General features: G+C 74.0%; 19 protein-coding genes and 1 riboswitch. Of the genes, 3 read left to right on the plus strand and 16 right to left on the minus strand.

Translation table 11 applies throughout. From position 1 onward, the window contains the following. Positions 1–93 precede the first annotated feature (93 nt). From cobC to cobM, 6 genes are all read right to left on the minus strand, one after another. A complete protein-coding gene (gene cobC / locus AB0C62_RS27105; protein ID WP_362977391.1) occupies positions 94–1,173 on the minus strand; it encodes an Rv2231c family pyridoxal phosphate-dependent protein CobC in 1,080 nt (359 codons plus the stop codon). After that, positions 1,163–2,095 carry a sirohydrochlorin chelatase gene (locus AB0C62_RS27110; RefSeq protein WP_362977393.1) on the minus strand — a complete coding sequence of 311 codons (933 nt, stop codon included), beginning with the start codon at positions 2,093–2,095 and terminating at the stop codon, positions 1,163–1,165. Before AB0C62_RS27110 ends, cobC begins: the two co-directional genes overlap by 11 nt. Then, the gene (locus AB0C62_RS27115) at positions 2,092–2,745 is read right to left on the minus strand and encodes a precorrin-8X methylmutase (protein WP_362977395.1); all 654 of its coding nucleotides are present in this window, start codon (positions 2,743–2,745) and stop codon (positions 2,092–2,094) included. Before AB0C62_RS27115 ends, AB0C62_RS27110 begins: the two co-directional genes overlap by 4 nt. Further along, positions 2,742–4,448 carry a precorrin-3B C(17)-methyltransferase gene (gene cobJ, locus AB0C62_RS27120; protein WP_362977397.1) on the minus strand — a complete coding sequence of 569 codons (1,707 nt, stop codon included), beginning with the start codon at positions 4,446–4,448 and terminating at the stop codon, positions 2,742–2,744. The genes AB0C62_RS27115 and cobJ overlap by 4 nt, the downstream gene beginning before the upstream one ends. Then, on the minus strand, positions 4,445–5,704 hold the full coding sequence (cbiE, locus tag AB0C62_RS27125) for a precorrin-6y C5,15-methyltransferase (decarboxylating) subunit CbiE (protein ID WP_362977534.1): 1,260 nt from the start codon (positions 5,702–5,704) through the stop codon (positions 4,445–4,447). Before cbiE ends, cobJ begins: the two co-directional genes overlap by 4 nt. A gap of 62 nt (positions 5,705–5,766) precedes the next feature. After that, positions 5,767–6,603 (minus strand): precorrin-4 C(11)-methyltransferase, encoded by an 837-nt coding sequence (cobM, locus tag AB0C62_RS27130; protein ID WP_362977399.1) that lies wholly within the window; start codon positions 6,601–6,603, stop codon positions 5,767–5,769. A 108-nt stretch (positions 6,604–6,711) separates the two neighbouring features. Here cobM and AB0C62_RS27135 point away from each other — a divergent pair, with 108 nt between their 5' ends. After that, positions 6,712–7,440, plus strand: coding sequence for a ZIP family metal transporter (locus tag AB0C62_RS27135; RefSeq protein ID WP_362977401.1), 729 nt, complete (start codon positions 6,712–6,714; stop codon positions 7,438–7,440). A gap of 50 nt (positions 7,441–7,490) precedes the next feature. Here the strand turns inward: AB0C62_RS27135 and cobI are convergent, their stop codons facing one another. The 10 genes from cobI to AB0C62_RS27185 form a co-directional block, all read right to left on the minus strand. Further along, positions 7,491–8,222, minus strand: coding sequence for a precorrin-2 C(20)-methyltransferase (gene cobI / locus AB0C62_RS27140; RefSeq protein ID WP_362977403.1), 732 nt, complete (start codon positions 8,220–8,222; stop codon positions 7,491–7,493). Beyond that, a complete protein-coding gene (locus tag AB0C62_RS27145) occupies positions 8,219–9,640 on the minus strand; it encodes a cobyrinate a,c-diamide synthase (RefSeq protein WP_362977405.1) in 1,422 nt (473 codons plus the stop codon). Before AB0C62_RS27145 ends, cobI begins: the two co-directional genes overlap by 4 nt. Next, complete coding sequence (gene cobO / locus AB0C62_RS27150; RefSeq protein WP_362977407.1) at positions 9,634–10,233, minus strand: cob(I)yrinic acid a,c-diamide adenosyltransferase; 600 nt, start codon at positions 10,231–10,233, stop codon at positions 9,634–9,636. The genes AB0C62_RS27145 and cobO overlap by 7 nt, the downstream gene beginning before the upstream one ends. Further along, positions 10,233–12,263, minus strand: coding sequence for a putative cobaltochelatase (locus tag AB0C62_RS27155; RefSeq protein WP_362977409.1), 2,031 nt, complete (start codon positions 12,261–12,263; stop codon positions 10,233–10,235). Before AB0C62_RS27155 ends, cobO begins: the two co-directional genes overlap by 1 nt. Beyond that, positions 12,260–15,913, minus strand: coding sequence for a cobaltochelatase subunit CobN (cobN, locus tag AB0C62_RS27160; RefSeq protein ID WP_362977411.1), 3,654 nt, complete (start codon positions 15,911–15,913; stop codon positions 12,260–12,262). Before cobN ends, AB0C62_RS27155 begins: the two co-directional genes overlap by 4 nt. Then, a complete protein-coding gene (locus AB0C62_RS27165) occupies positions 15,910–17,472 on the minus strand; it encodes a cobyric acid synthase (protein ID WP_362977413.1) in 1,563 nt (520 codons plus the stop codon). Before AB0C62_RS27165 ends, cobN begins: the two co-directional genes overlap by 4 nt. Further along, a complete protein-coding gene (locus AB0C62_RS27170; protein ID WP_362977415.1) occupies positions 17,469–18,440 on the minus strand; it encodes a cobalamin biosynthesis protein in 972 nt (323 codons plus the stop codon). Before AB0C62_RS27170 ends, AB0C62_RS27165 begins: the two co-directional genes overlap by 4 nt. Positions 18,441–18,543: 103 nt before the next feature. Beyond that, positions 18,544–18,688: riboswitch (cobalamin riboswitch) on the minus strand. Between the two features lie 137 nt (positions 18,689–18,825). After that, positions 18,826–19,044, minus strand: coding sequence for a hypothetical protein (locus tag AB0C62_RS27175; RefSeq protein WP_081223696.1), 219 nt, complete (start codon positions 19,042–19,044; stop codon positions 18,826–18,828). A 20-nt stretch (positions 19,045–19,064) separates the two neighbouring features. Further along, a complete protein-coding gene (locus AB0C62_RS27180) occupies positions 19,065–20,303 on the minus strand; it encodes an inorganic phosphate transporter (RefSeq protein ID WP_362977417.1) in 1,239 nt (412 codons plus the stop codon). A 178-nt stretch (positions 20,304–20,481) separates the two neighbouring features. Then, positions 20,482–21,291: a lysozyme gene (locus AB0C62_RS27185; protein WP_362977419.1), complete on the minus strand. Its 810-nt coding sequence runs from the start codon at positions 21,289–21,291 to the stop codon at positions 20,482–20,484. 345 nt (positions 21,292–21,636) lie between these two features. On the opposite strand from AB0C62_RS27185, the gene AB0C62_RS27190 reads away from it, so the two are divergent. Next, positions 21,637–22,440: a class II aldolase/adducin family protein gene (locus AB0C62_RS27190; RefSeq protein ID WP_362977421.1), complete on the plus strand. Its 804-nt coding sequence runs from the start codon at positions 21,637–21,639 to the stop codon at positions 22,438–22,440. Positions 22,441–22,670: 230 nt separating this feature from the next. Next, positions 22,671–23,810, plus strand: coding sequence for an alpha/beta fold hydrolase (locus tag AB0C62_RS27195; protein WP_362977423.1), 1,140 nt, complete (start codon positions 22,671–22,673; stop codon positions 23,808–23,810). Positions 23,811–23,856 lie beyond the last annotated feature (46 nt).

Here is a 23,856-nt window from a genome sequence, read left to right on the forward strand (position 1 = left end):
CGAACGGGGCCCGGCCCCGGACCCCGCTCCTCGACTGCCGGAGAGGCCGAGTCCCCGCCTCCGCGGTGGTCGGGGTGCGGGAACCGTCCAGGATCAGTCCCCGCCGGCCGTCACCGCCCGGTCCAGGGCCTGGAGGAAGCGGTTGACCGTCGCACGGTCGCGCACCGCGATCCGCAGCCACTCCTCGCCGAGCCCGGGAAACGTGTCCCCGCGACGCACCGCGAACCCGAGGTGGCGAAGACTCCGCCGCACCCCCGCGGCGCGCGGCAGCCGGATCAGCACGAAGGGACCCTCCGCGGGCTCCACCACCCGCAGTCCGTCGGAGCAGCCGAACTCCCGCAGCCCCGCGACGAGATGGGCCCGGTCCGTGGCGATCCGGTGCGCCGCGTGCGCCGCCTCCGCGAGCGCCTGCGAGGACATGCACGCGTCGGCCGCGGCGAGCGCCGGGGTGGACACCGGCCAGAGCGGCTGCGCACGTTCCAGCGCGTCGATCGTCTCGGGATCGGCGAGCGCGTACCCGATCCGCAGGCCGGCCAGCCCCCAGGTCTTGGTGAGGCTGCGCAGCACGACGAGGCCGGGCACGTCGGTGCGTCCGGCCAGCGCCTCGCGCTCCCCGGGCACCGCGTCCATGAACGCCTCGTCGACCACCAGGACCCGCCCGGGACGCGCCAGTTCGGCGACGGTCGCGGCCGGGTGCAGCACCGACGTCGGATTGGTGGGGTTGCCGATCACGACGAGGTCGGCGTCCTCGGGGACGGCGGCCGGGTCGAGACGGAAGCCGTCCTCCGCGCGCAGCAGGACGCGGCCGACCGTGTGCCCGGCGTCCCGCAGGGCGGCCTCCGGCTCGGTGAACTGCGGGTGCACGACGACCGGCCGGCGTACCTTCAGGGCGCGGGCGAGCAGCACGAACGCCTCGGCGGCGCCCGCCGTGAGCAGCACCCGTTCCACCGGCAGAGCGTGCCGCGCGGCCACCGCGGCCCGCGCGGCCCGTCCGTCTGGGTAGGCCGCGAGCCCGGTCAGGGAATCGGCGATCCGCTCACGCAGCCACCGGGGCGGGGTGTCCGCCCGGACGTTCACCGCGAGGTCGGTGAGCGCGGAGCCGTCGTCGCGCACCTCGGCGTCCCCGTGGTGCCGCAGATCGTGCCCGCCCTCGGCGGCCTCGTCAGTGCGCATGGGAGTGTGCGTGGCCGCCGTGGTGGTGCCCGTGGCCGTCGTGGTGGCCGTCGTCGTCCGGGTGGAAGTGCGGCTGCTGGGGGAGCCCCACCTTGTCCTCGAAGCCGGGCAGCGCGATGCGGTAGACGCAGGAGTCGCAGTTCATCCGCAGGTCGCCCTGGACGGCCTCCCGGTAGCGCTCCATGACCAGGTCCAGGAGCTCCGGCTCGGGGCCGATCACGTCGGCGGAGCGCACCTCGACGTCCGGGTGGGCGGCGGCCCAGCCCTCGGTCTGCTGCCGCACGCGCTCCGGGAGGATGCCGGTGAACAGGAAGTAGGGCAGGACCACGATCCGGCGCGCCCCCAGCTTCACGCAGCGGTCGAGGCCGGACGGCACGTCCGGGGCCGCCAGCGACACGAACGCCGTCTCGACGCCCGCGTATCCGCGGCCCTCCCACAGCAGCCGGGCCGCCTTGTGCACCTCGGCGTTGGCGTCCGGGTCGGTGGAGCCGCGGCCGACGAGCAGCACCGTCACGTCGGCGCGGTCCGCGGGCGTGCGCGCCGCACCGCCGAGCGCCTCGTCCAGCCGCCGTTCCAGGACCGCGAGCAGCGAGGGATGCGGGCCCAGTGGACGCCCGTAGGTGTACGAGATCCCCGGGTGCCGTTCCTTCTCGCGGTTCAGGGCCGCCGGGATGTCGCCCTTGGCGTGCCCGGCGGACACCAGCATCAGCGGGACGGCGGCGAAGCGGCGCACCCCCCGCTCGACCAGTTCGGTGACGGCGTCGCCCAGCGGGGGCGGCGACAGCTCGATGAACCCGCCGGCGACCGGCAGTTCGGGGTGGCGGCGGCCCAACTCCCGTACGAAGGACCGGAACGCCTCGGCTCCGGCCTCGTCCCGGGTGCCGTGGCCGGCGATGAGCAGCGCGGGGGGAGGGGTGGTCACGATGTCTCCTTGACGGGCGCGGGGGCCTCGGTGGTCGTCGAGGCCTCGGCGGCCAGGGGGGTGGGGGTGGGGTGGTACAGCAGGGCGTTGAGAGCGGCGGCCGCGACCGCGGAACCGCCCTTCTCGGACACGTTGCTGACGGCGGGCAGCCCGCTCGCGCGAAGCGCCGCCTTGGACTCGGCCGCACCGACGAAACCGACGGGCAGACCGATGACGAGCGCGGGGTCGGCGTCCAGCCGGAGCAGTTCCTCCAGCGCGGTGGGCGCGCAGCCGATCACCCACAGCGCGCCGGGCCCGACCTGTTCGTACGCGAGCCGCACGGCGTGCGCGGAGCGCGTCAGACCGGGGCCCGACACGGCCTTGCTGAGCCGGCAGACGGTGGCGCGGCGGGTGATGCCGGCCGCGACCATCTCGACGTCCACGACGACGGGTGCCCCCGCGTGCAGCGCGGCGTGCGCGTGCCGCAGGGCGTCCTCGTCGGTGACGAGGTCGCCGGCGTACTCCAGGTCGGCGGCGGAGTGGATCACCCGCTCCACCACCGCGCGGGTCAGCGGCGGGAGGTGCGAGGTGTCCAGCCGCGAGCGCAGCCGCCGGAACGACTCCTGCTCGATGGGGTGCACGACCCGGCTCTCCGGGAACACCTGGCTCACTCCGACTCCTCCTGCCAGCGGTAGCCGCGCGGCGTGACCATGCGCCCGGCGATCTCACGGGTCGCCGTGTTGCCCACGGTCACCACGGTCATCATGTCGACGATCGCCGGATCCAGGGACCCCAACGTCGTCACCCGGCTCGACTCGTCCGGCCGGGAGGCGTTGCGGACGACCCCGACGGGCGTCACCGGCTCCCGGTGCTCGGCGAGGATCGCGAGGGCCTTCGGCAACTGCCAGTCCCGGCCCCGGCTGCGCGGGTTGTAGAACGTCACGACGATGTCGGCCTCGGCCGCCGCGCGGACCCGGCGCTCGATGACCTCCCACGGGGTGTGCAGGTCGGAGAGGCTGATCGACACGTGGTCGTGGCCGAGCGGAGCGCCGAGGATCGCTCCCGCGGCCAGCGCCGCGGTCACCCCGGGCACCCCGACCACGTCGATGTCGTCGGACGCCTCGGCCAGCGCGGGCGACGCCATCGCGTAGACGCCCGCGTCGCCGCTGCCGATGAGCGCCACGCCCTGACCGCGCCGGGCCTCGGCCACCGCCGTGCGCGCCCGCTCCTCCTCGGCGCCGAGCCCCGACTCCAGGACGAGGGTGCCCGGCCGCAGCAGATCGCGGATCTGGTCGACGTACTGGTCGAGCCCGACGAGCACCGACGCCCGGCGCAACTCCCTTGTGGCGCGCGGGGTGAGCAGGTCGCGGGCACCGGGGCCGAGACCGACGACGGCGAGCCGTCCACGGGCCGGCCTGCGCACCACCGCGACGGTCGCCATCGCGGGCGAGCCGTCCGCACGGACCGACTTCCGCTTGGGGACGAGGAGTTCGCCGCCGCCCACGAGTGCGGCGGCCTCCGCGACCGAGGGGGTGCCCACCGCGGCGAGGGGTGCGTCGGAGGGGTTCGGGACCGCGACCGCCGCCAGTTCCCCGGCGCTGTGGGTGACGACCGGCACGCCGAGCCGGGCGGCGGCTCCGAGGATGCCGGGCTCCTCCGACTTGGCGTCCACGGTGGCGAGTTCGGCGACCGACCGGAGGGAGAGACCGGCGTCCGCCAAGGCCTCCTCGACGAGCCCGAGGACCTCTTCCACGGGCGCGCCCCGCGAGGCGCCGACACCGACGACGAGGGACGGCGGGCGCAGGACCACCTCGCGCGCGGCGGGTCCCTGGGCGCGGTCGGAGACGCGGATCACGGCGGCCCCTTCCCGGGCCGGAGCGCCGACGTTGGGCGGCAGCGCCGGCAGCGGCCAGACCGTCTCCGTGTCCAGCACCACCGGCTCGCCGTCGAGCACGGCCCGCGAGACCCCGGCGACGTCACCCTCCACGGGCAGGCCGAGCGTGTCCAGGCCCGGCATCCCGACCGCGTCGGTCGCCGTCGTCACCACTGGCTCGGCACCGAGCAACTCGCCCACTTCACAGGAGAGTTCGTTGGCTCCGCCCGCGTGGCCGCCGACCAGCGACACCGCGAACCGGCCCGCCTCGTCGACGCACACCACCCCGGGGTCGGACGCCTTGTCCGCGAGCAGCGGCGCGACGAGCCGGACGACCGCGCCGGTGGCGAGGAAACACACCAGCTGGTCGCACTCGGCGAAGGCCCGCCGTACGGCGTCCGCCACGGTCCCCTCGTACACCCGGGTGCGCGCGGGCCATGCCGCGGCCAGCCGGTCACGGGCCGCCGCGCCCGCCGCCGTGGCGGAGATCAGGCCGATCACTGGGGAACTCCTTCGGTACGGGCCGGGGGCCGGACGCCCCACAGCACGAAAACGGGATTGGTCGCCGCGAGCCGGGACACGTCCCCCGGCAGCGGGGCGAGCCGCGACGACTGGAGCAGCACGCCGTCGCAGTCGAACCCGGCGGCGGTCAGGGCGTCGCGGGCGGCCGGCACCCGATCGAGCGAGGCCATCGCGACGACGACGGCGCGCCGCGCCCGGCGGGCCGACGCCGCGACGATGGCGGGCAGTTCGCGTCCGCCGCCGCCGATGAAGACGGCGTCCGGATCGTCGAGGTCGGACAGCACGGTGGGCGCGGCGCCGTGCACGACGTGCACGTCGACGCCGTGCGCGGCGGCGTTGGCGCGGACGCGTTCGCAGCCGTCCAGGGTCTTCTCGACCGCGGTCACGGCCGCGCCGAACCGCGCGCACTCGACGGCCACGGAACCGGAGCCCGCGCCGACGTCCCAGACCAGTTCGCCGAGCCGCGGCCCGATCCGGGCGAGGGCCAGCGCGCGGACCTCGAACTTGCTGATCATCGAGTCGCGGTGGGCGAACTCACTCTCCTCCAGGGCCCATCGGGCGGGCCCGGCCGGCGGACCGGCGACGGTCCGCACGGCGGCCAGGGCACGCGCCGGGTCCAGGCACAGGACGACACTCACCGCCGTACCCCAGTCGCGGGCGGCCGCCTCGGCGGGCGTGACCCGCTCGACGCGCTCGCGCTCCGGGTCGCCGAGCGCGCTCGCCACGACCAGGACGCGGTCGGCGCCCCGGTGGACGAGGGCGGCGCCCAGCTCCGCGGGCCCGGCCCCGGGGCCGGTCAGCACGCCCACCTTCGGCTGCGACCGGCAGACCTGGACGGCCGTCCGCAGGTCACGGCCGTGCGCGCTGACGACCACCGCGTCGTCCCAGGGCAGAGCGACCCGCGCGAAGGCGGTCGCCACCGAGGAGACGCCGGGCCGCACGTCCAGCCTCCCGGCCCCGAAGCGTTCGGCCAGCGCCCGGACGATCCCGAAGAACCCGGGGTCGCCCGAGGCGAGCACCACCACCGGACCGTCCGGCGCCCCGGCGTCCGTGTACCGCTCGATGCCGTCGAGCGCCGGTGCCAGCGGGCCGAGCACGATCCGCCCGGTCCGCCCCGCGAGCGGGGCCGCCGCCAGATGCCGCCGGCCACCCACGACCAGCCCGGCCCCGGCGAGCACCGCCAGCGCCTCCTCGGGAAGCGGCGCCCCCGTGCCCGTACCGACGACGGTGATCACCGCGGATCGGTCCGCCGGCGCGGCACGCACGGCTCCGTCCTCCGCGCCGACGATCTCCACGCTCACGACGCGGGTCCCTGCGCGGCGCTCCGGCGGGCCGCGCGCAGCTCCGCGCGGGCCTGCGGGTCGGCCTTGCGGAACCCGTGGAAGTGGCCGGGGTGGTAGAGGTGCGAGCGGGTCCCGCTCGCGTCCAGCGCCGGGCCGACCAGGAAGAGGGTGTGCTTCCAGAGCTTGTGCTCCTTGACGGTCTCCTCCAGCGTGCCGATCGTGCACGTCACGATCAGCTCCTCCGGCCAGGTCGCCTGGTGGGCGACGACGACCGGCGTGGACGTTGGATAACCGCCCTCCAGCAGTTCCCGTACGAGCTGGCCGCTGCGGGCCGCCGACAGGAACAGCGCCATCGTCGTGCCGTGCTTGGCGAACTCCCGGACCTCCTCGCCGGGCGGCATCGGCGTCTTGCCGCCGCCGAGCCGGGTGAGGATCACCGACTGCGCGACCTCGGGGATCGTCAGCTCGCGTCCCGCGAGCGCCGCCACCGCCGAGAAGGACGAGACGCCCGGCACGATCTCCGTCGCGATGCCGAGGTCCGCGCACCGGTCCATCTGCTCCTGCGTACCGCCCCACAGCGCCGGGTCGCCGGAGTGGATCCGCGCCACCCGCAGACCGTGCTCACGGGCCCGCTCGTACACGGCGACGACGTCCTCCAGCGACATCGTGGCCGAGTCGAGGATCTCGGCGCCCTCGCGGGCGTGGTCGAGGACCTCGGCCTGCACCAGGCTCGCCGCCCAGATCACCACGTCGGCCTCGGCGATGGCGCGCGCGGCACGGAAGGTCAGCAGGTCGGCGGCGCCGGGGCCGGCACCGACGAAGGTCACTTTGCCGGTGGGGGCATCGGCCATGGGAATCGGTCCTCTCCTACGGAAAAACTGGGGTGATGTGGCACATCAGTGGGCACGGGGCCGTCGCCGAAGGTGCGCGAACGGGGGTTGATCGGATAGCAAGGGCCTATGGCGGTCCTCGTCGCGCTCGGCGCGTTCCTGATGACGCTGGCCGGCGGCTGGACGGCACAGCGGGTGACCGACCGTCGGCATCTGGTCCTCGGACTGGCCGGCGGTCTGATGCTCGGCGTGGTCGGCCTCGACCTGCTGCCGGAGGCACTCGCCACGGCGGGCCGGGAGGTGTTCGGCGTACCGGCCGCGCTGCTGCTGTTCGTGGCCGGCTTCCTGCTGGCCCATCTGGTCGAACGGCTGCTCGCGCACCGGCAGGCCGCGCACGGCGGTGACGAGCGCGACGGCCGCGCGCCCGAGGTGGGTCTGACGGCGGCGGGCGCCATGGTCGGGCACAGCGCGATGGACGGCGTCGCGATCGGCGCGGCCTTCCAGGTCGGCGGCGGCATGGCCCTCGCGGTCGCCCTCGCCGTCGTCGCCCACGACTTCGCGGACGGCTTCAACACCTACACGATCACCAGCCTGTACGGGAACGCCCGCCGCAAGGCCCTGTTCATGCTGTTCGCGGACGCGGCGGCCCCGGTGCTCGGTGCGGCCTCCACGCTCCTCTTCACGATCCCGGAGGGGCTGCTCGGCGGCTATCTCGGGCTCTTCGGCGGCGTGCTCCTCTACCTCGCGGCCGCCGAGATCCTCCCCGAGGCGCACCACGAGCACCCGGCCCGCTCGACCCTGCTGTTCACGGTCGCGGGCGTGGGCTTCATCTGGCTGGTGGTGGGCATCGCGAGCTGAGCCCGCGCCGCCCGCCGGACGGGCCGCGGGAGGTGCCGGAGAGGTGCCGCTCACAGCTTCCCGCCGCGTTTCCCGTCGCGGGGCGCGGGCGCGATGAGCGTCGAGAGGTACGGCAGCGGCTCACCGTCGAGGTCGCTCGCCCGCCGGATCGACTCGCCCTCCAGACCGAGCGCCGACCCCCACACCGCGTCGTCGATCCGCCCGCTGTCCCGCAGCGCCTCGGCGACCTCGTGCGCCTGCCGCCCGAACTTGTACGCGACGACCGTGCCCGGCCCGTTCAACGCGTCCTTCAGCACGGCCGCGCCCGCCGTCACCGGGACGAGCGTGAGGGGCTCGGTGCCCTCGGTGAGTACGGCGCCCGAGCGGGCGGCGAGGTCCTGCATGGCGGTGATGCCGGGCACGCTCTCCACGACCGTGCCCGGGACCAGCTCGCCGATGGTGTGCGCGAGATAGGTGAACGTCGAGTACACGTTGGGGTCGCCGATGGTCGCGAAGGCGACCGTGGCGTGCCGGGCGAGGAGGTCCGCGACCCGAGCGCCCGCCGCGTCCCAGGCGGCCTCGCGCCGCGCGTGGTCGCTCCGCTCGTTGAGCGCGAAGACCACCCGCAGGACCTTCTCCTCGGGCACGTAGTGCAGGACGGTCGCCTCGGCACGGCCCCGCTCGCCGGTGTCCATCACCGGGACGACGACGACCTCCGCGGCCCGGAGTGCGTTGACGCCCTTGACGGTCACCAGCTCGGGGTCGCCGGGGCCGACCCCGACTCCGATCAGCTTGCTGCTCATGACGTCAGGCACCTCTCCACGAACCGACGGGCCACACCGGGCTCGGACGCCCAGTGCGTGTGCAGATAACTCGCGTGCACACCGCGCTGCACGAAACCTTCGACGCGCCGCTCCGGCGCGCGCACCCCCCAGGCGGGGTCCGGACCGGCACCGGGCTCGACGACGGTCCGGTGGAACTCGTGCCCGCGCATCCGTGTACCGGCCGCCGCGAGCACGCTGTCGGCGACGGCCACGGCGTCCCGGTAGCCGAGGGTGAGCCGCTCGTGCATCCGGGCCGTGGCGTCGATCACCCCGCACATGGGCTGCCCGTCGAGTTCCCGCGCCAGGTAGAGCAGCCCGGCGCACTCGGCCGCGACCGGTGCCCCGGCGAACGCCAGCTCGGCCACCGCCTTGCGCAGCGGCTCGTTGGCGGACAGCTCGGGCGCGTACACCTCGGGGAAGCCGCCACCGATGACCAACCCGACCGTTCCTTCGGGGAGTCGCTCGTCCCGGAGCGGGTCGAAGACGACGACCTCGGCTCCGGCCGCGGTGAGCAGTTCGGCGTGTTCGGCGTAGGAGAAGGTGAACGCGGGACCACCGGCGACGGCGACGCGCTTCACTCCGCCCAAGGCTTCCGGCGCGGTCGAGGAGCGAGCCGCTCCGCCCGGCGCGGTGCGGTCCGCGGCGGCCGACGAGCGGACCGCCTCGGCCGCGTCCCACGCGACGCCCGGCAGATCGCCCGCACCGCGCGCCAGCGCGAACAGCGCGTCCAGGTCGCATCCGGCACGTACCTGCGCGGCCATCGCGGCGACCGCCTCGACCGCCTCCGTGCGCCGCTCGGCGACCGGTACGAGCCCCAGGTGCCGTGACGGGGTGCCGACCTGCGGGGCCCGCCGCAGCGCGCCGAGAACCGGCACTCCCGAGGCGTCCAGCGCCTCGCGGAGCATGGCCTCGTGCCGGTCGGAGCCCACCTTGTTGAGGATCACCCCGGCGACCCGCACCTCGGGGTCCCAGGATGCGAAACCGTGCACCAGCGCGGCCACCGAGCGCGACTGCGAGGACGCGTCGACGACCAGCACCACGGGCGCGCGCAGCAGCTTCGCCACCTGCGCCGTGGACGCGAGTTCACCCTCCCCGGCGGCGCCGTCGTAGAGGCCCATCACGCCCTCGACGACGGCGAGGTCGCAGCCGCGCGCGCCGTGCGCGAACAGCGGCCCGACCAGCTCGGTGCCGCACAGGTAGGAGTCCAGGTTCCGTCCCACGCGCCCGGTGGCGAGCGCGTGGTAGCCGGGATCGATGTAGTCGGGCCCCACCTTGTGCGGGGACACGGCGAGCCCCCGCGCGGCGAAGGCCGCCATCAGCCCGGTGGCCACGGTGGTCTTGCCGCTGCCCGAGGAGGGCGCGGCGACGACCAGCCGGGGGACGGAGGACCTCACCACTCGATGCCCCTCTGGCCCTTCTGGCCCGCGTCCATCGGGTGCTTGACCTTCGACATGTCCGTCACCAGGTCGGCGACCTCGACGAGCTTCTCCGGGGCGTTGCGGCCGGTGATGACGACGTGCTGGGTCCCGGGCCGGTCCCGCAGCACCTCCACCACCTCGTCGGTGTCCACCCAGCCCCAGTGCATGGGGTACGCGAACTCGTCGAGCACGTACAGCTTGTACGTCTCCGCGGCGAGGTCCCGCTTGACCTGCTCCCAGCCCTCGCGGGCCTTCTCCTCGTTGTCCATCTGCGCGTCGCGCTGGACCCAGGACCAGCCCTCGCCCATCTTGTGCCAGTCGACGGTGCCGCCCTCGCCGGAGGCCCCGAGCACGCGCAGCGCGTTCTCCTCGCCGACCTTCCACTTCGCCGACTTGACGAACTGGAACACCCCGATGGGCCATCCCTGGTTCCAGGCGCGCAGCGCGAGCCCGAACGCGGCCGTCGACTTGCCCTTGCCGATCCCCGTGTGCACGACGACCAGCGGCCGGTTCCGTCGCTGACGGGTCGTCAGTCCGTCGTCCGGTACGACACTCGGCTGTCCCTGCGGCACTACGCGGCCCTCCTCGACGTCCCCTGCACATCCCGCACCAGCCCGGCGAGGGAGTCCGCGCGCAACGCGTCCAACGTCACCGCCGTACCGCCCAGTTCACCCGCGAGCTGCCCCGCGAGCCCAAGCCGGACCGGCCCCGACTCGCAGTCGACGACCACCGAGGCGACCCCGTCGGCCGCGAAGAGTCGCGCCGCGCGACCGGCCGTCGCGACCGGCTCCGGGCCGCCCGTGGCGCGCCCGTCGGTCACCACGACGACCAGCGGCCGCCGCGCGGAGTCCCGCAGGCGCTCGACGCGCAGCACCTCATGCGCCCGCAGCAGCCCGGCGGACAGCGGAGTGCGGCCACCCGTCGGCAGCGACTCCAGCCGGACCGCCGCCGCGTCCACCGACGAGGTGGGCGGCAGCGCGACCTCGGCGGCCGACCCGCGGAAGGTCACCAGACCCACCTTGTCGCGCCGCTGGTAGGCGTCGAGCAGCAGCGACAGCACCGCGCCCTTGACGGCGCTCATCCGCTGCCGCGCGGCCATGGAACCGGAGGCGTCCACGACGAACAGCACGAGGTTGCCCTCGCGGCCCTCCCGCGTCGCCTGCCGCAGATCGTCCCGCCGCACGACCAGACCGCGTCCCGACCGTCCGCGCGCGAGTTGGTGCGGTGCGGCGGCCTGGACGGTCGCCGCCAGATGCAGCTTGGTGAGCGCCCCCCGGGGCCGCCGCGAGCCGGTCGTGCGGCCGTGTTCGGTCCGCGCGCGCGAACGCCGGCCGGCCGCGCCCTCACCGAGGCCGGGCACGCTCAGCACCTTGGTGCGGAACGGCTCGGCCGCCCGGACGGGCGACTGCTCCGCGGCGCCCTGACCGGCCGGGGCCTGCCCGTCCTCCGACGGCTCGCCCTGCGCGGGCACGTCACCGGCGGGGGAGCCGTCGTCCGGCCCCTCCCGCGGAGGCTGACCACCGCCGCCGGGCCCGTCCGGGTCGGGGTCCGGGTCGTCGTCCGGGCCACCGCCGTCGCCCTCGCCGTCCGAACCGCTGAACTCCTCCAGCGTGTCGTCGAGTTTGTCCTCGTCGAGCCCCGGCGCGTCGAAGGGATTGCGCCGCCTGCGGTGCGGCAGGGCCAGCAGGGCCGCCTGCCGGACGTCCTCGGCGAGCACGTCGGTGCGTCCCGCCCACGCGGCGAGCGCGGTCGCGGTTCTGGCCATCACGATGTCGGCACGCATGCCGTCCACCTCGAAGGCGGCGCAGGTCGCCGCGATCTGCCGCAGCGGGCCGTCCCCGAGCCGCACGGACGGCAGCAGCGCGCGGGCCGCCACGATCCGGGCCCGTACCTGGGCCTCCTCGTCCGCCCAACGCGCCACGAACGCCGCCGGGTCGTCGTCGTGGGCGAGCCGGCGGCGTACGACCTCGACCCGCTGGTCCGGCTCCCGCGACGCGGCGACCTCGACGGTCAGCCCGAACCGGTCCAGCAACTGCGGCCGCAGCTCGCCCTCTTCGGGGTTCATCGTCCCGACGAGCAGGAACCGCGCCGCGTGCCGCACGGACACGCCCTCACGCTCGACGTACGAGGCGCCCATCGCGGCCGCGTCGAGCAGCAGGTCGACCAGATGGTCGTGCAGGAGGTTGACCTCGTCGACGTAGAGGATGCCGCGGTGCGCGTCGGCGAGCAGGCCCGGCTCGAAGGCCTTGACGCCCTCGGAGAGCGCCCGCTCGATGTCCAGGGCGCCGACCAGCCGGTCCTCGGAGGCGCCGACGGGCAGTTCGACCATCCGGGCCGGACGGGTCGTGGACGCCTCCACCTCGTGCGGCCCGTCGGGGCAGGCCGGGTCCGGGGCGGCCGGATCGCAGGAGAAACGGCAGCCGGTGACCACCTCGACCGCCGGCAGCAGCGCCGAAAGGGCGCGCACCGCCGTCGACTTGGCGGTGCCCTTCTCGCCGCGGACGAGCACACCGCCCACGGCCGGGGACACGGCGTTCAGCAGCAGTGCGAGCCGCAGGTCGTCCTGGCCGACCACCGCCGTGAACGGGAACGGAGTACTCACTGGTCGTCGCCCTCCAAGTCGCCTTCGAGCTCCAGATAGGTGGTGCGCAGCCGCTCCAGCGTGTCCGCGTCCGGCTCGGCCCACAGACCGCGGTCCGCGGCTTCGAGGAGCCGCTCGGTGATACCGCGCAGCGCCCACGGGTTGGACTTCTTCATGAAGTCCCGGTTCTCCGCGTCGAAGACGTACTCCGCGCTGAGCTTCTCGTACATCCAGTCGTCCACGACACCGGCCGTGGCGTCGTACCCGAACAGGTAGTCGACCGTCGCCGCCATCTCGAAGGCGCCCTTGTAGCCGTGCCGCCGCATCGCGGCCATCCAGCGCGGGTTGACCACCCGGGCGCGGAACACGCGGTGCGTCTCCTCGCCGAGCGTGCGGGTCTTCACCTGGTCGGGCACCGCCGAGTCGCCGACGTACGCCTCCGGGCTGGTGCCCGTCAGATGGCGCACCATCGCGACCATGCCGCCGTGGTACTGGAAGTAGTCGTCGGCGTCGACGAGGTCGTGCTCGCGGGTGTCGACGTTCTTCGCCGCGACCGAGATGCGCTTGAACGCGGTCTCCATGTCCCCGCGCGCCGCGCGCCCGTCGAGCCCGCGCCCGTAGGCGTAACCGCCCCAGACCGCGTACACCTCGGCGAGGTCGGCGTCCGAGCGCCAGTTGCGGGCGTCGATCAGCGGCAGCAGCCCGGCCCCGTACGCGCCCGGCTTCGAACCGAAGATACGGGCGGTCGCGCGCCGCCGGTCACCGTGCTCGGCGGTGTCCTCGTCGGCGTGCCGGCGCACGTAGTTGCGGTCGGCGGGCTCGTCCAGGTCGGCGACCGTGCGCACCGCGTCGTCGATGAGACCGACGACGTGCGGGAACGCGTCCCGGAAGAAGCCCGAGATGCGGACCGTGACGTCGATGCGAGGACGGCCCAGCTCGTCGAGCGGGACCACCTCGAAGCCGGTGACGCGCCGCGAGGCGTCGTCCCACACCGGGCGACAGCCCAGCAGCGCGAGGATCTCCGCGATGTCATCGCCCTGCGTGCGCATGGCGGACGTGCCCCAGACCGTCAGCCCGACGGACGTCGGATAGGCGCCGGTGTCCTGGAGATAGCGCTGCACCAGCGAGTCCGCGAGGGACTGGCCGACCTCCCAACTCAGCCGAGACGGAATGGCCTTGGGGTCGACGGAGTAGAAGTTCCGGCCGGTCGGCAGCACGTTGACGAGTCCGCGCGTCGGGGAACCCGACGGACCCGCGGGGACGTAACCGCCGTTCAGCGCCTTGAGGATGTGCCCGATCTCGTCCGTCGTCCGGGCGAGCCGCGGCACGACCTCGCGGCACGCGAACTCCAGCACCGCCACGGCGTCGGGGAGTTCGGCGCCCAGCACCTCGCGCGCGAGGGCCGGTACGGCGGCCGCGTCCCAGCCGCGCTCCTCCATGCCCAGCGCAGCCCGCCGGCACAGCTGCTCCAGCAGGTCGATCGCGTCGGCCGCCGTGCGGTTCGGGCCCGCGACGAGGTCGCTCAGCTCCACCGGCACCTTCACCGGGGCACCCGGCTCGGCCAGCAACTCCTTCTCCACCAGGCCGAAGTGCTCGGCGAGAGCGGCCCGCAGACCGGGCAGCGCGTTCGCCGCACCGCCCCACACCTGTGAGGCGCGCAGCACGGCCAGCACCAGGTTGACCCGGGGCTCCGCCTCCGGGCCGCCGCCCAGGATGTGCAGGCCGTCGCGGATCTGCACGTCCTTGATCTCGCACAGATAGCCGTCGATGTGCATGACGAAGGAGTCGAAGTCGCCGTCGTCCGGCTGCTCGTCGACGTGCAGGTCGTGATGGAGTTCCGCCGCCTTCACCAGCGTCCAGATCTGCGCGCGGACCGCCGGGGCCTTCGTCGGGTCCAGGTCGGACACCAGCGCGTACTCGTCGAGGAGCTGCTCCAGCTTCGCGAGGTCCCCGTAGGTGTCCGCGCGGGCCATCGGCGGCACGAGGTGGTCGACGACGGTGGCGTGCCCGCGCCGCTTGGCCTGTGTGCCCTCACCGGGGTCGTTGACGATGAACGGGTAGACCAGGGGGAGTTCACCGAGGACCGCGTCGGGCGCGCAGCCGCCGCTGAGCCCGAGCCCCTTGCCCGGCAGCCACTCCATCGTGCCGTGCTTGCCCATGTGCACGACGGCGTCCGCGCCGAAGCTGTTCTCCAGCCAGCGGTAGGCCGCCATGTAGTGGTGGGAGGGCGGCATGTCCGGGTCGTGGTAGATCGCGATCGGGTTCTCGCCGAAGCCGCGCGGCGGCTGGATCATCACCACGACGTTCCCGAACTGCAGGCACGCCAGCACGATGTCCTCGCCGTCCACGTAGAGCGAGCCCGGCGGTTCGCCCCACGCCTCCAGCATCCCCGCGCGCAGGTCGGGGTCGAGCGTGTCGAACCAGGCCCGGTAGTCGGCGAGCGGCACCCGCGCCGGGGCGGCGGCGAGCTGCTCCTCGGTCAGCCACTCCACGTCGTGACCGCCGGCCGCGATGAGCCGGTGGATCAACTCGTCGCCGTTGTCCGGGTATTCGGTGAGGGCGTAGCCCGCGTCGCGCAGCGCGTCGAGCACCCGCACCGCCGAGGCCGGGGTGTCCAGACCGACCGCGTTGCCCACCCGTGAGTGCTTGGTCGGGTAGGCCGTGAAGACGATCCCGAGCTTCTTCTCCGCGTTCGGCTTGTGCTTCAACAGGGCGTGCCGCAGTGCGATCCCGGCGACCCGCGCGGCCCGCTCGGGATCGGCGACGTACACCGGGACGTCGTCCGGGCCCTGCTCCTTGAAGGAGAACGGCACGGTGATCAGACGGCCGTCGAACTCCGGGATCGCGACCTGCATCGCGGCGTCCATCGGGGACAGGGCCGCGTCGGACGCCTCCCAGGCGCTCTTCGACGAGGTCAGACAGAGCCCCTGGAGGACGGGGATGTCGAGGTCGGCGAGCGCCCCGATGTCCCAGGCCTCCTCGTCGCCGCCCGCCGACGCCTGCGAGGCGTGGGTGCCGCCCGCCGCGAGGACGGTGGCGACGAGCGCGTCGGCCCGGCCGAGGATCTCGTACAGGCCCGTGTCCGCGCCGCGCAGCGAACCGCAGTACACGGCGAGGGCGTTGGCGCCGCGCGCCTCGATCGCGTCGCACAGCGTGTCCACGAAACCGGTGTTCCCGGACAGCTCGTGCGCCCGGTAGAACAGCACCCCGACGGTCGGCCGGCCCTCGACGAACACGCGTGCGCCGCTGATCCCGAACTCGGCGGTCTTGTGCGGCTCCTCGAACCCCTCGCCCGTCAACAGCACGGTGTCGGACAGGAACCGGGCCAGCTCGGCGAGGTTCGCCGGGCCGCCCTCCACGAGATAGCGCAACGCCTCCGCCACCACACCGGCGGGCACCGACGACTCGGCCATCAGCTCGGCGTCCGGGACGGACTCGCCGCCCAGCAGCACGGTCGGAATGCCGGACGCCTTCAGGAAGGCCAGTCCGTCCTCCCAGGCCCGCTTCCCGCCGAGCAGCCGTACGACGGCGAGGTCGGCGCCCTCGACGAGCGCGGGGAGTTCGTCCGTGACGTCCACCCGGGTCGGATTGCCGATCCGGTAGGCGGCGCCGGAGGCGCGGGCCGCCAGCAGGTCCGTGTCGGCGGTCGACAACAACAACACTGTGCTCATGCGGGCGCTCCCGGTGGAATGAAAGGCAGTCCTTGCGGCGCGCCCGACTCGATGAGCCGCCACAGCGCGTCCGTGTCCGCGTGTTCCTCGATCAGGTCGCCGAGCCGGTCCAGCTGCTCCTCGCGCAGCGCCGCGAACGACGTGTCGGCCGCCGGCACGAAGCGGCGGCCCGCGGCGGCGGCCACCTCGCGCAGGAAGGCCCGGCGGAAACCGTCCGACTCCAGTGAGCCGTGCCAGTGCGTGCCCCAGACGGCGCCGACCCGGCACCCGTCCAAGAAGGCTTCTCCACCGGTCACTTCGGCGACACCGTGATGGATCTCGTACCCCTCGACGCTCTCGCCGAGGGCCTCGCCGACCGGCCGGGTCAGCGTCTTCTCCCGCGCGAACCGCACGCGGACGGGGAGGAGTCCGAGCCCGTCGACGTGCCCGGCCCGCGACTCGACCTCGTCCTCGATGTGCTCCCCGAGGAGCTGGAAGCCACCGCAGATCCCCAGCACCGGGCGCCCCTCGGCGGCCCGCCGGGCGATCGCGCCCGCGAGGCCCCGCTCGCGCAGCCACGCCAGCGCCTTCACGGTGCCCCGGGTCCCCGGTACGACGACCAGGTCCGCGTCGGCCAGCTCCTCGGCCCGGTCCACGAACCGCACGACGACGCCCGGTTCGGCGGCCAGCGCGTCCACGTCGGTGAAGTTCGACATCAGCGGGACCGCGCACACCGCGACCCGCAGGATGTCCGCGCCGACGGGGTCGGAGACCGCCGACTCACGGACCGTGCCGCGCAGCGAGACGCGCAGGCCGTCCTCCTCGTCGATCCCCAGCCCGTGCCGGAACGGCAGCACGCCGTAGGTGCGGCGCCCGGTGAGACCGTGCAGCATCTCGAGCCCGGGCTCCAACAGGCTCACGTCGCCGCGGAACTTGTTGACGAGGAACCCGGCGACGAGCGCCTGGTCCTCGGGCGACAGCAGGGCGACCGTTCCGAAGAAGGAGGCGAAGACCCCGCCCCGGTCGATGTCGCCGACGACGAGCACGGGCAGCCCCGCGTTCCGCGCGACCCCCATGTTCACGATGTCGGTGCGCCGCAGATTGATCTCGGCCGGACTGCCGGCCCCCTCACAGATCACCGCGTCATACGTGCCCCGCAACCGCTCCAGACAGTCGAGAACGGTCCCGAGGAGTGCTTCCCGGCCGCCCCCGCGCAGGTCGCCCCCTGAGGGCGCGCCGGCGGCCGACGGATCCCCCGGTGTCCCGAAGAAGCCACGGGCGCTCATCTCGCCCACCGGCCTGCCCATCAGCACGACCTGGCTGGTGCGGTCGCCGCCCGGCTTGAGCAGCACGGGGTTCATCAGCGCCGTCGGCTCCACGCGGGCGGCCTGCGCCTGCATGGCCTGCGCCCGCCCGATCTCGGCTCCCTCCCGCGTGACGAACGAGTTCAGGGACATGTTCTGCGCCTTGAACGGGGCGACCTTCACCCCCTGGCGCACCAGCCACCGGCAGATCCCGGCGGTCACCACGCTCTTGCCCGCGTCCGAGGTGGTCCCGGCGATCAGCAGTCCGCCGCTCATACGGTGCGTCCCTTCCTGGTCGACGTTCCGGTCGGCTTTCCGGTCAGCAGTACGCGTGCGGCGGCACTCACGCCGAGCGCCAGCCAGCCGACGCGACGGGAGAGCCGTACGGCCCGCTCGATGTCGGCGACCCGTACGGCACGCCCGGCGTCGTTGAGCACGGGCCGGTGCTCGACCCGGCCCCCGTACGAGAGGGTCCCGCCGAGCCGCACCCCGAGCGCGCCGGCGAAGGAGGCCTCCACCGGCCCGGCGTTGGGGCTCGGATGCCTGCGCGCGTCGGCACGCCAGGCCCGGACGGCGCCCCGCGGGTCGGACCCGGCCACGGTCGCGAGAACGGCGGTCAGCCGGGCTCCGGGCCAGCCCGCGACGTCGTCGAGTCGTGCGGAAGCCCAGCCGTAGCGCCGGTACTTGGGGGACCGGTGCCCGACCATCGCGTCGAGCGTGTTCACGGCGCGGAAGGCGACCAGTCCGGGTACGCCGGCGGCGGCGCCCCAGACGAGGGCGCCGACCACGGCGTCGGAGGTGTTCTCGGCGACCGACTCGACGACGGCCCTGGCGATCCCGTCGGCGTCCAGCGCCTGCGGGTCGCGTCCGCACAGATGCGGCAGTCGCTCGCGGGCGACGTCGATGTCCCCGGCCGCGAGCGCGCCGCCGATCGCCCGTGCCTCACGGCCGAGGGAGGTCCCCCCGACGACGGCCCAGGTGGCGGCGGCGGTCAGAGCGAGGGACGCGGCGTCCGAGGAACGCAGGGAACGGCCGGCGAGCGCGGCGAGGCCGGTGGCCCCGCCCACGCACACGGCTGTGTGCAGCGCGCCCCACCCGCGGTGGTCGCGCCACAGGGTGCGCTCGACGGCCGTGGCCGCCCGCCCGAACGCGGCGACCGGATGAGCCCGGCGGGGATCGCCGAGGAGCAGGTCGCCGAGGAGGCCGGCGGCGGCGCCGTACGCGAAGACGCGATCGGCCCGCACGGGGTCAGCCCGCCGTGGGGTGCGGCAGAACTCTCTTGCACATCAGGACCGGCAACGGGCAGCCGCGCATGGCGATATGTCCTCACTCAGGGTGTCCACGCCCTGGTTCGACGAGACCGGCGGCGAGAGTTCCTGGCTCCCGGGGAGTTTCCTCCCCGATGACAGTGGCGGGACCGCGCCGGATTCGCACCGGCTTCCTCTCATGCCGCCGTACTTGGCTCCGGCAGTCCACCACGGGGTGAGAACGGCCGTCAACTTGCTGTTGACCTGCGGAGGGAGAGTGTGCGAAGCCCCACACAGCAGTGGGGTGCGGGACGGAGATCCGTCCCGCACCCCACGGTGAAGTGCTGCCCGGGAACGGCCCGTTCGGGGCCGTTCGTCCGGGTTACTTGCTCATGATGAGCGAGATGCCGTACGCCACCGCCGCGGCGCAGGCCGCGAAGCAGACGTAGGCGCCGGTGGCCGCCGCGACGGCGGAACCACCCTGGGCCGACTCCTTCTTGGAGAGGCCGGCGACGCCGAGGGTGAAGAGGCCGACGAGGACGACGGTGGCTCCGAGACTGACCCCGAAGACGGACCCGAGGGCTGACCAGTCGATGTGCATGCTGCTTCTTCCTTCGGTTCTCAGGCCACGCGCGACGGCGCCGACGGGTTCGCCGTGGGCTCGGCGGGTGCGGGGATGGTGGCCGTGAGGTCCTCGGCCACGGTGCCGGCCGGGGGCGGGGTCACGGCGGCGATGGCCGTGGTGACCACGCCGGCGGGCTCCTCGGCGTTCACGTTGGTGTGGTCGATGACCTCGCGGCGCGAGCGGCGCCAGATCGCGAAGCTGGAGACGACCAGGAAGACGGCGACGAGGGTGGTGCCCCAGGCGCCGAAGCCGGTGACCCACTCGGCGAGCGCGCCGACCAGGGCGGCGGCGGGCAGGGTGAGCGCCCAGGCGACGAACATCCGGGTGGCGGTGGACCAGCGGACCACGCCGCCCTTGCGGCCGAGGCCGGCACCCATCACGGAGCCGGAGACCGCGTGCGTGGTGGAGAGGGAGAAGCCGATGTGCGCGGAGGCGAGGATGACCGTCGCGGCGCTGGTCTGGGCGGCGAAGCCCTGCTGCGGCTGGAGGTCGGTCAGGCCCTTGCCCATGGTGCGGATGATGCGCCAGCCGCCCAGGTAGGTGCCGAGCGCGATCGCGAGACCGGCGGAGAGGATGACCCAGACCGGCGGGTCCGAGTCGGGAGCGACGGCGCCACCGGCGACCAGGGCCAGGGTGATGATGCCCATCGTCTTCTGCGCGTCGTTGGTGCCGTGGGCCAGCGAGACCAGGCCCGCGGAGGCTATCTGGCCGGCGCGGTACCCCTTCTCGGTGGCCTTGCCACCGGCGTTCCTGCTGAGCCTGTACGACAGCCGGGTGGCCAGCATCGCGGCCAGACCGGCCACGATCGGGGCGGCGACGGCGGGTATGAGCACCTTGCCGACCAGGACGTCCCCGTGCACCGCGCCGGTGCCGGCCGAGGCGATGGTGGCGCCGACCAGGCCGCCCATGAGGGCGTGCGAAGAGCTGGACGGGAGTCCGATGAGCCAGGTCACCAGGTTCCAGAGGATCGCGCCCACCAGGGCGGCGAAGATCACTTCGGGCTGGATGCCGGACTCGTCGACGAGGCCTTTGGAGATCGTGTTGGCGACCTCCACCGAGAGGAAGGCGCCGACAAGGTTCAGCACGGCGGACATGGCCACCGCGACCTTGGGCTTGAGTGCGCCGGTCGAGATGGTGGTGGCCATCGCGTTGGCGGTGTCGTGGAAACCGTTCGTGAAATCGAACACGAGAGCGGTAACGATCACGATTCCGAGGAGGAGCGTGATGTGTTCCATTTACCCAGGCTTCTGTTGGACGTCAGTGGCAGGTGGACCGTAAGCAACCTGGATGAACGGAAGATGAACTGGGACGGGCTTTGTGGTGTCCCGATCGGCGAATCCACGTTCCGCTTGTCTCCGGGGAGAGATGCGGGAGTTCGAACGGAGGCGGAATGCCGGGCTCCAGTACGGATCGCTATCCGCGCGCGAGTCGTTCGAGACCGGCCGGGGAGCCGTGGAAGAGATCCTGGTCACCCGGCAGGCTGCCGGTGGTGGCGTGCTGCCAGAAGGTCCAGGTGGACCAGCCCGCGGGCAGCGCCCCCGGGTCGGCCGCGTCGTAGCGGGCCAGCCAGAGGGCGTGCCGGGCGGCGAAGGTGCGGCTGGAACCGGTGCACGTGTTCCACCAGTGCGTGGTCGTGTAGATGACCGGCGTCCGGTCCGTCTCCCGCTCGACCTCGTCGCTGAACTCCCTGATCCAGCGCACCATGGCGGCCGGGCTCAGGCCGTAGCAGGAGCGGTGCCGGGCGTACGGGTTGTACTCGATGTCCAGCGCGGGCGGCAGCGTCCGGCCGTCCGCGCTCCAGGATCCGCCGTTGCGGACGAAATACTCGGCCTGGGCGGTGCCGGACGACTTGTCCGGCACCGCGAAGTGGTAGGCGCCGCGCAGCAGCCCGGCCGCTCCCGCTCCGTCGTACTGCCGGGCGAAGTAGGGGTTGCGGTAGGCCGTGGACTCGGTCGCCTTCACATAGACGAATCCGGCGCCCTTCGACTTCGCGCGCCGCCAGTCGACGTCCTTCTGATGCGAGGAGACATCGTGCCCCTTGACGCCGCCGACGGGCTGCTTCGGGCTCTGGGGCCGGCCCTCGGCATGGGCATGGGCGCGGACGGGGGCCTGGGCCTGGGCGGGAAGGGCGGCGAGAGCGGCACCGCCGACGGTGAGCGCCGCCGCGACGGCGGTCACGACGGCACGGGCACGTCGGCGGAACAGGTGGTGGTCACGGGCCATGCGTCGTCCCCCGGAACGGCTGCGTACGCGGCAACCCCCCGGAGATTACTGGAAGATCGGACGATGCCCGCCATCCCGGTCGATCTCGGATGATCTCCTTCGATCCCCCTCTCTCGGCCCTCACGGCGTGGTGAACGGAGCACGAGCACCTGCTCGGCCTCCTGAACGGGCGAACGCCCTTCACTCCGAAGTGGATCCGCCCGCGGGGCGTTGACGCCCGCGACTGGCAGGATCGGCGGGATCGCGGCATGCCCGAACGGACCGGCCGGGCGACGGACGGGACGGCAGGGTGGACGGCGCGGGTGCTGCGGGCCATGCGGGCGGGACGTGAGGGAGGACGTACGGATGACGGACGGGCGCGACCGGCGGGACGGGCAGGACCGGCGTGATGAGGCCGGGCGCGGTGCGGGTGACGCGCACGGTCAGCGGTACGAGCGAGGAGATGAGCGGGACGACCCGCACCCCGGGGGCGCCGGGGCGGCCTGTGTCGCGGGGGAGGGGCGGGACGCCGTGATCGCGGCGGCGTGGGACGACCTCGTCACGACGGCCCGCCGCACGGTGACCGACGGGCTCGTGGTCGGAACCTCGGGGAACGTGTCCGTCCGCGTCGGGGACACCGTCCTGGTCACCCCCACCGGTGTGCCCTACGACCGGCTGAAGCCCTCCGACGCCGTCGGCGTCGACCTCGACGGCCGCCAGGTGCTCGGGTCGCTGCGTCCGACCAGCGAGCTGCCGATGCACCTCACCGTCTACCGCGATACCGACGCCCGGGCCGTCGTCCACACCCACGCCGCGCACGCCACGGCCGTGTCGACCCTCGTCCCCGAACTGCCCCTGATCCACTACATGGCCGGTGCCGTCGGCGGCCCGGTCCGCGTCGCCCCCTACGCGACGTACGGCACCCCGGAGCTGGCCGCGAACGTGCTCCGGGCGCTGGACGGCCGCACCGCCTGCCTCCTGCAGAACCACGGCACGCTCGCCCACGGCGCCTCACTGGACCAGGCGTACGACCGCACGGCCCAGCTGGAGTGGATGTGCCGCGTCTGGCTCCTGTCCTCCTCGGTCCCGGGCCTGACCCCCCACCTGCTCTCACCCGCCCAACTCCAGGAGGCGGGGAAGCGCCTGCGGGGCTACGGGCAACCGGGCTAGAGACGCCCTCGCGACGCCGGAGGACACGAGGCGGACGAGGGCAGAAGGGGTCGGCGAGCACGCGCCGGGTCCCGGGCCACAGGGTGCGGACTGTCCCGCGAGGCAAGGGCGCCAAGGGCTGGAAGCGCCCTCGGGACGAATCGTTCGCCGCGGGGGTGCCTCCGAGGGGCTCTCACCGCCGCGGCCCCCTCCCACTGGCCGATGGCGGGCTCCACCGGGAGACTGGTCGGGTGCGCACCCTAAGAGCGACGGCCGCGGCCGTAACTGTCGCCACAGCCGTCGCCACAGCCGCCGGCGCGGCCTCCGTGGCCGCGGGCCGGTTCGCGAGCGACGCCGCGCTGAAGACGCGTCCCGGCAAGCCCCTGCCCACCGAACCGCGGCTCACCGTGCACGCCACGACGGCCGGCGGGATCACCCTGACCCGCGCCCTGGCCTCGCGGCGCCCCGGCACCTACGGCCTCGCGGGCGACGGTACCCACGCCGTCGTCGGCCCGGTCCAGGACGCCACCCCGCACACCGCCGACACCGTCGTCCGCCGGCTGGACGGCGTCACCCACGGCTCCCTGGAACCCGGCGACAAGGTCTGGCTCGTCCCGAACCTGTACGTGGGCGACCCGCAGTCCGCCCTCGGCCTTGAGCATGCCGACGTCGACGTACCCGGAGAACTCGGCGCGCTGCCGGCCTGGTTCGTCCCGGCCGTGCGCGACACCTGGATCATCACCGTGCACGGCCTGGGCGCCACCCGGGAACACCCCATGAACGTGATGAGGTTCCTGAACCAGCGGCACTTCCCGGTGCTCGACCTCGCCTACCGCGGCGACCTCGGCGCCCCCCGCTCACCGGACGGCCTGAACCACCTCGGCGAGACCGAGTGGCGCGACCTCGACGCGGCCATCCGCTACGCCGTGCGATACGGCGCCCGGCGGATCATCCTGTACGGCTGGTCCACCGGCGCCACCATGGCACTGCGCGCCGCCGCCCACTCCGCCCTCCGCGAGCGGATCTCCGGCCTGATCCTGGATTCCCCGGTCCTCGACTGGGAGGCCACGCTGCGCGCCCTGGCCGGCGCCCGGCACACCCCGAACTTCCTGCTGCCGCTGGCCGTGCGCGCCGCCCAGGGCCGCACCGGCGTACGCGGCGACCGCATCGCGCACGCCGCACACCCCGACCGGCTCACCGTGCCGACCCTGCTGGTGCACGGCCCGGACGACACCATCGCCCCCTGGGGCCCGTCCCGCCGCCTCGCGGCGAGCCGCCCGGACCTGGTCACCCTGTACACCGTCCCGAAAGCCCCGCACGCCGCGATGTGGAACGCCGACCCGACCGGCTACGAAGAGGCGCTCCGCCGCTTCCTCACCCCGCTGATGTGACCCCGGCGGCGATCCGGAGCAGCCGCTGACGCGCCCGGGTCCGGGC

Source organism: Streptomyces sp. NPDC048643 (assembly GCF_040650615.1).
GTDB lineage: Bacteria > Actinomycetota > Actinomycetes > Streptomycetales > Streptomycetaceae > Streptomyces.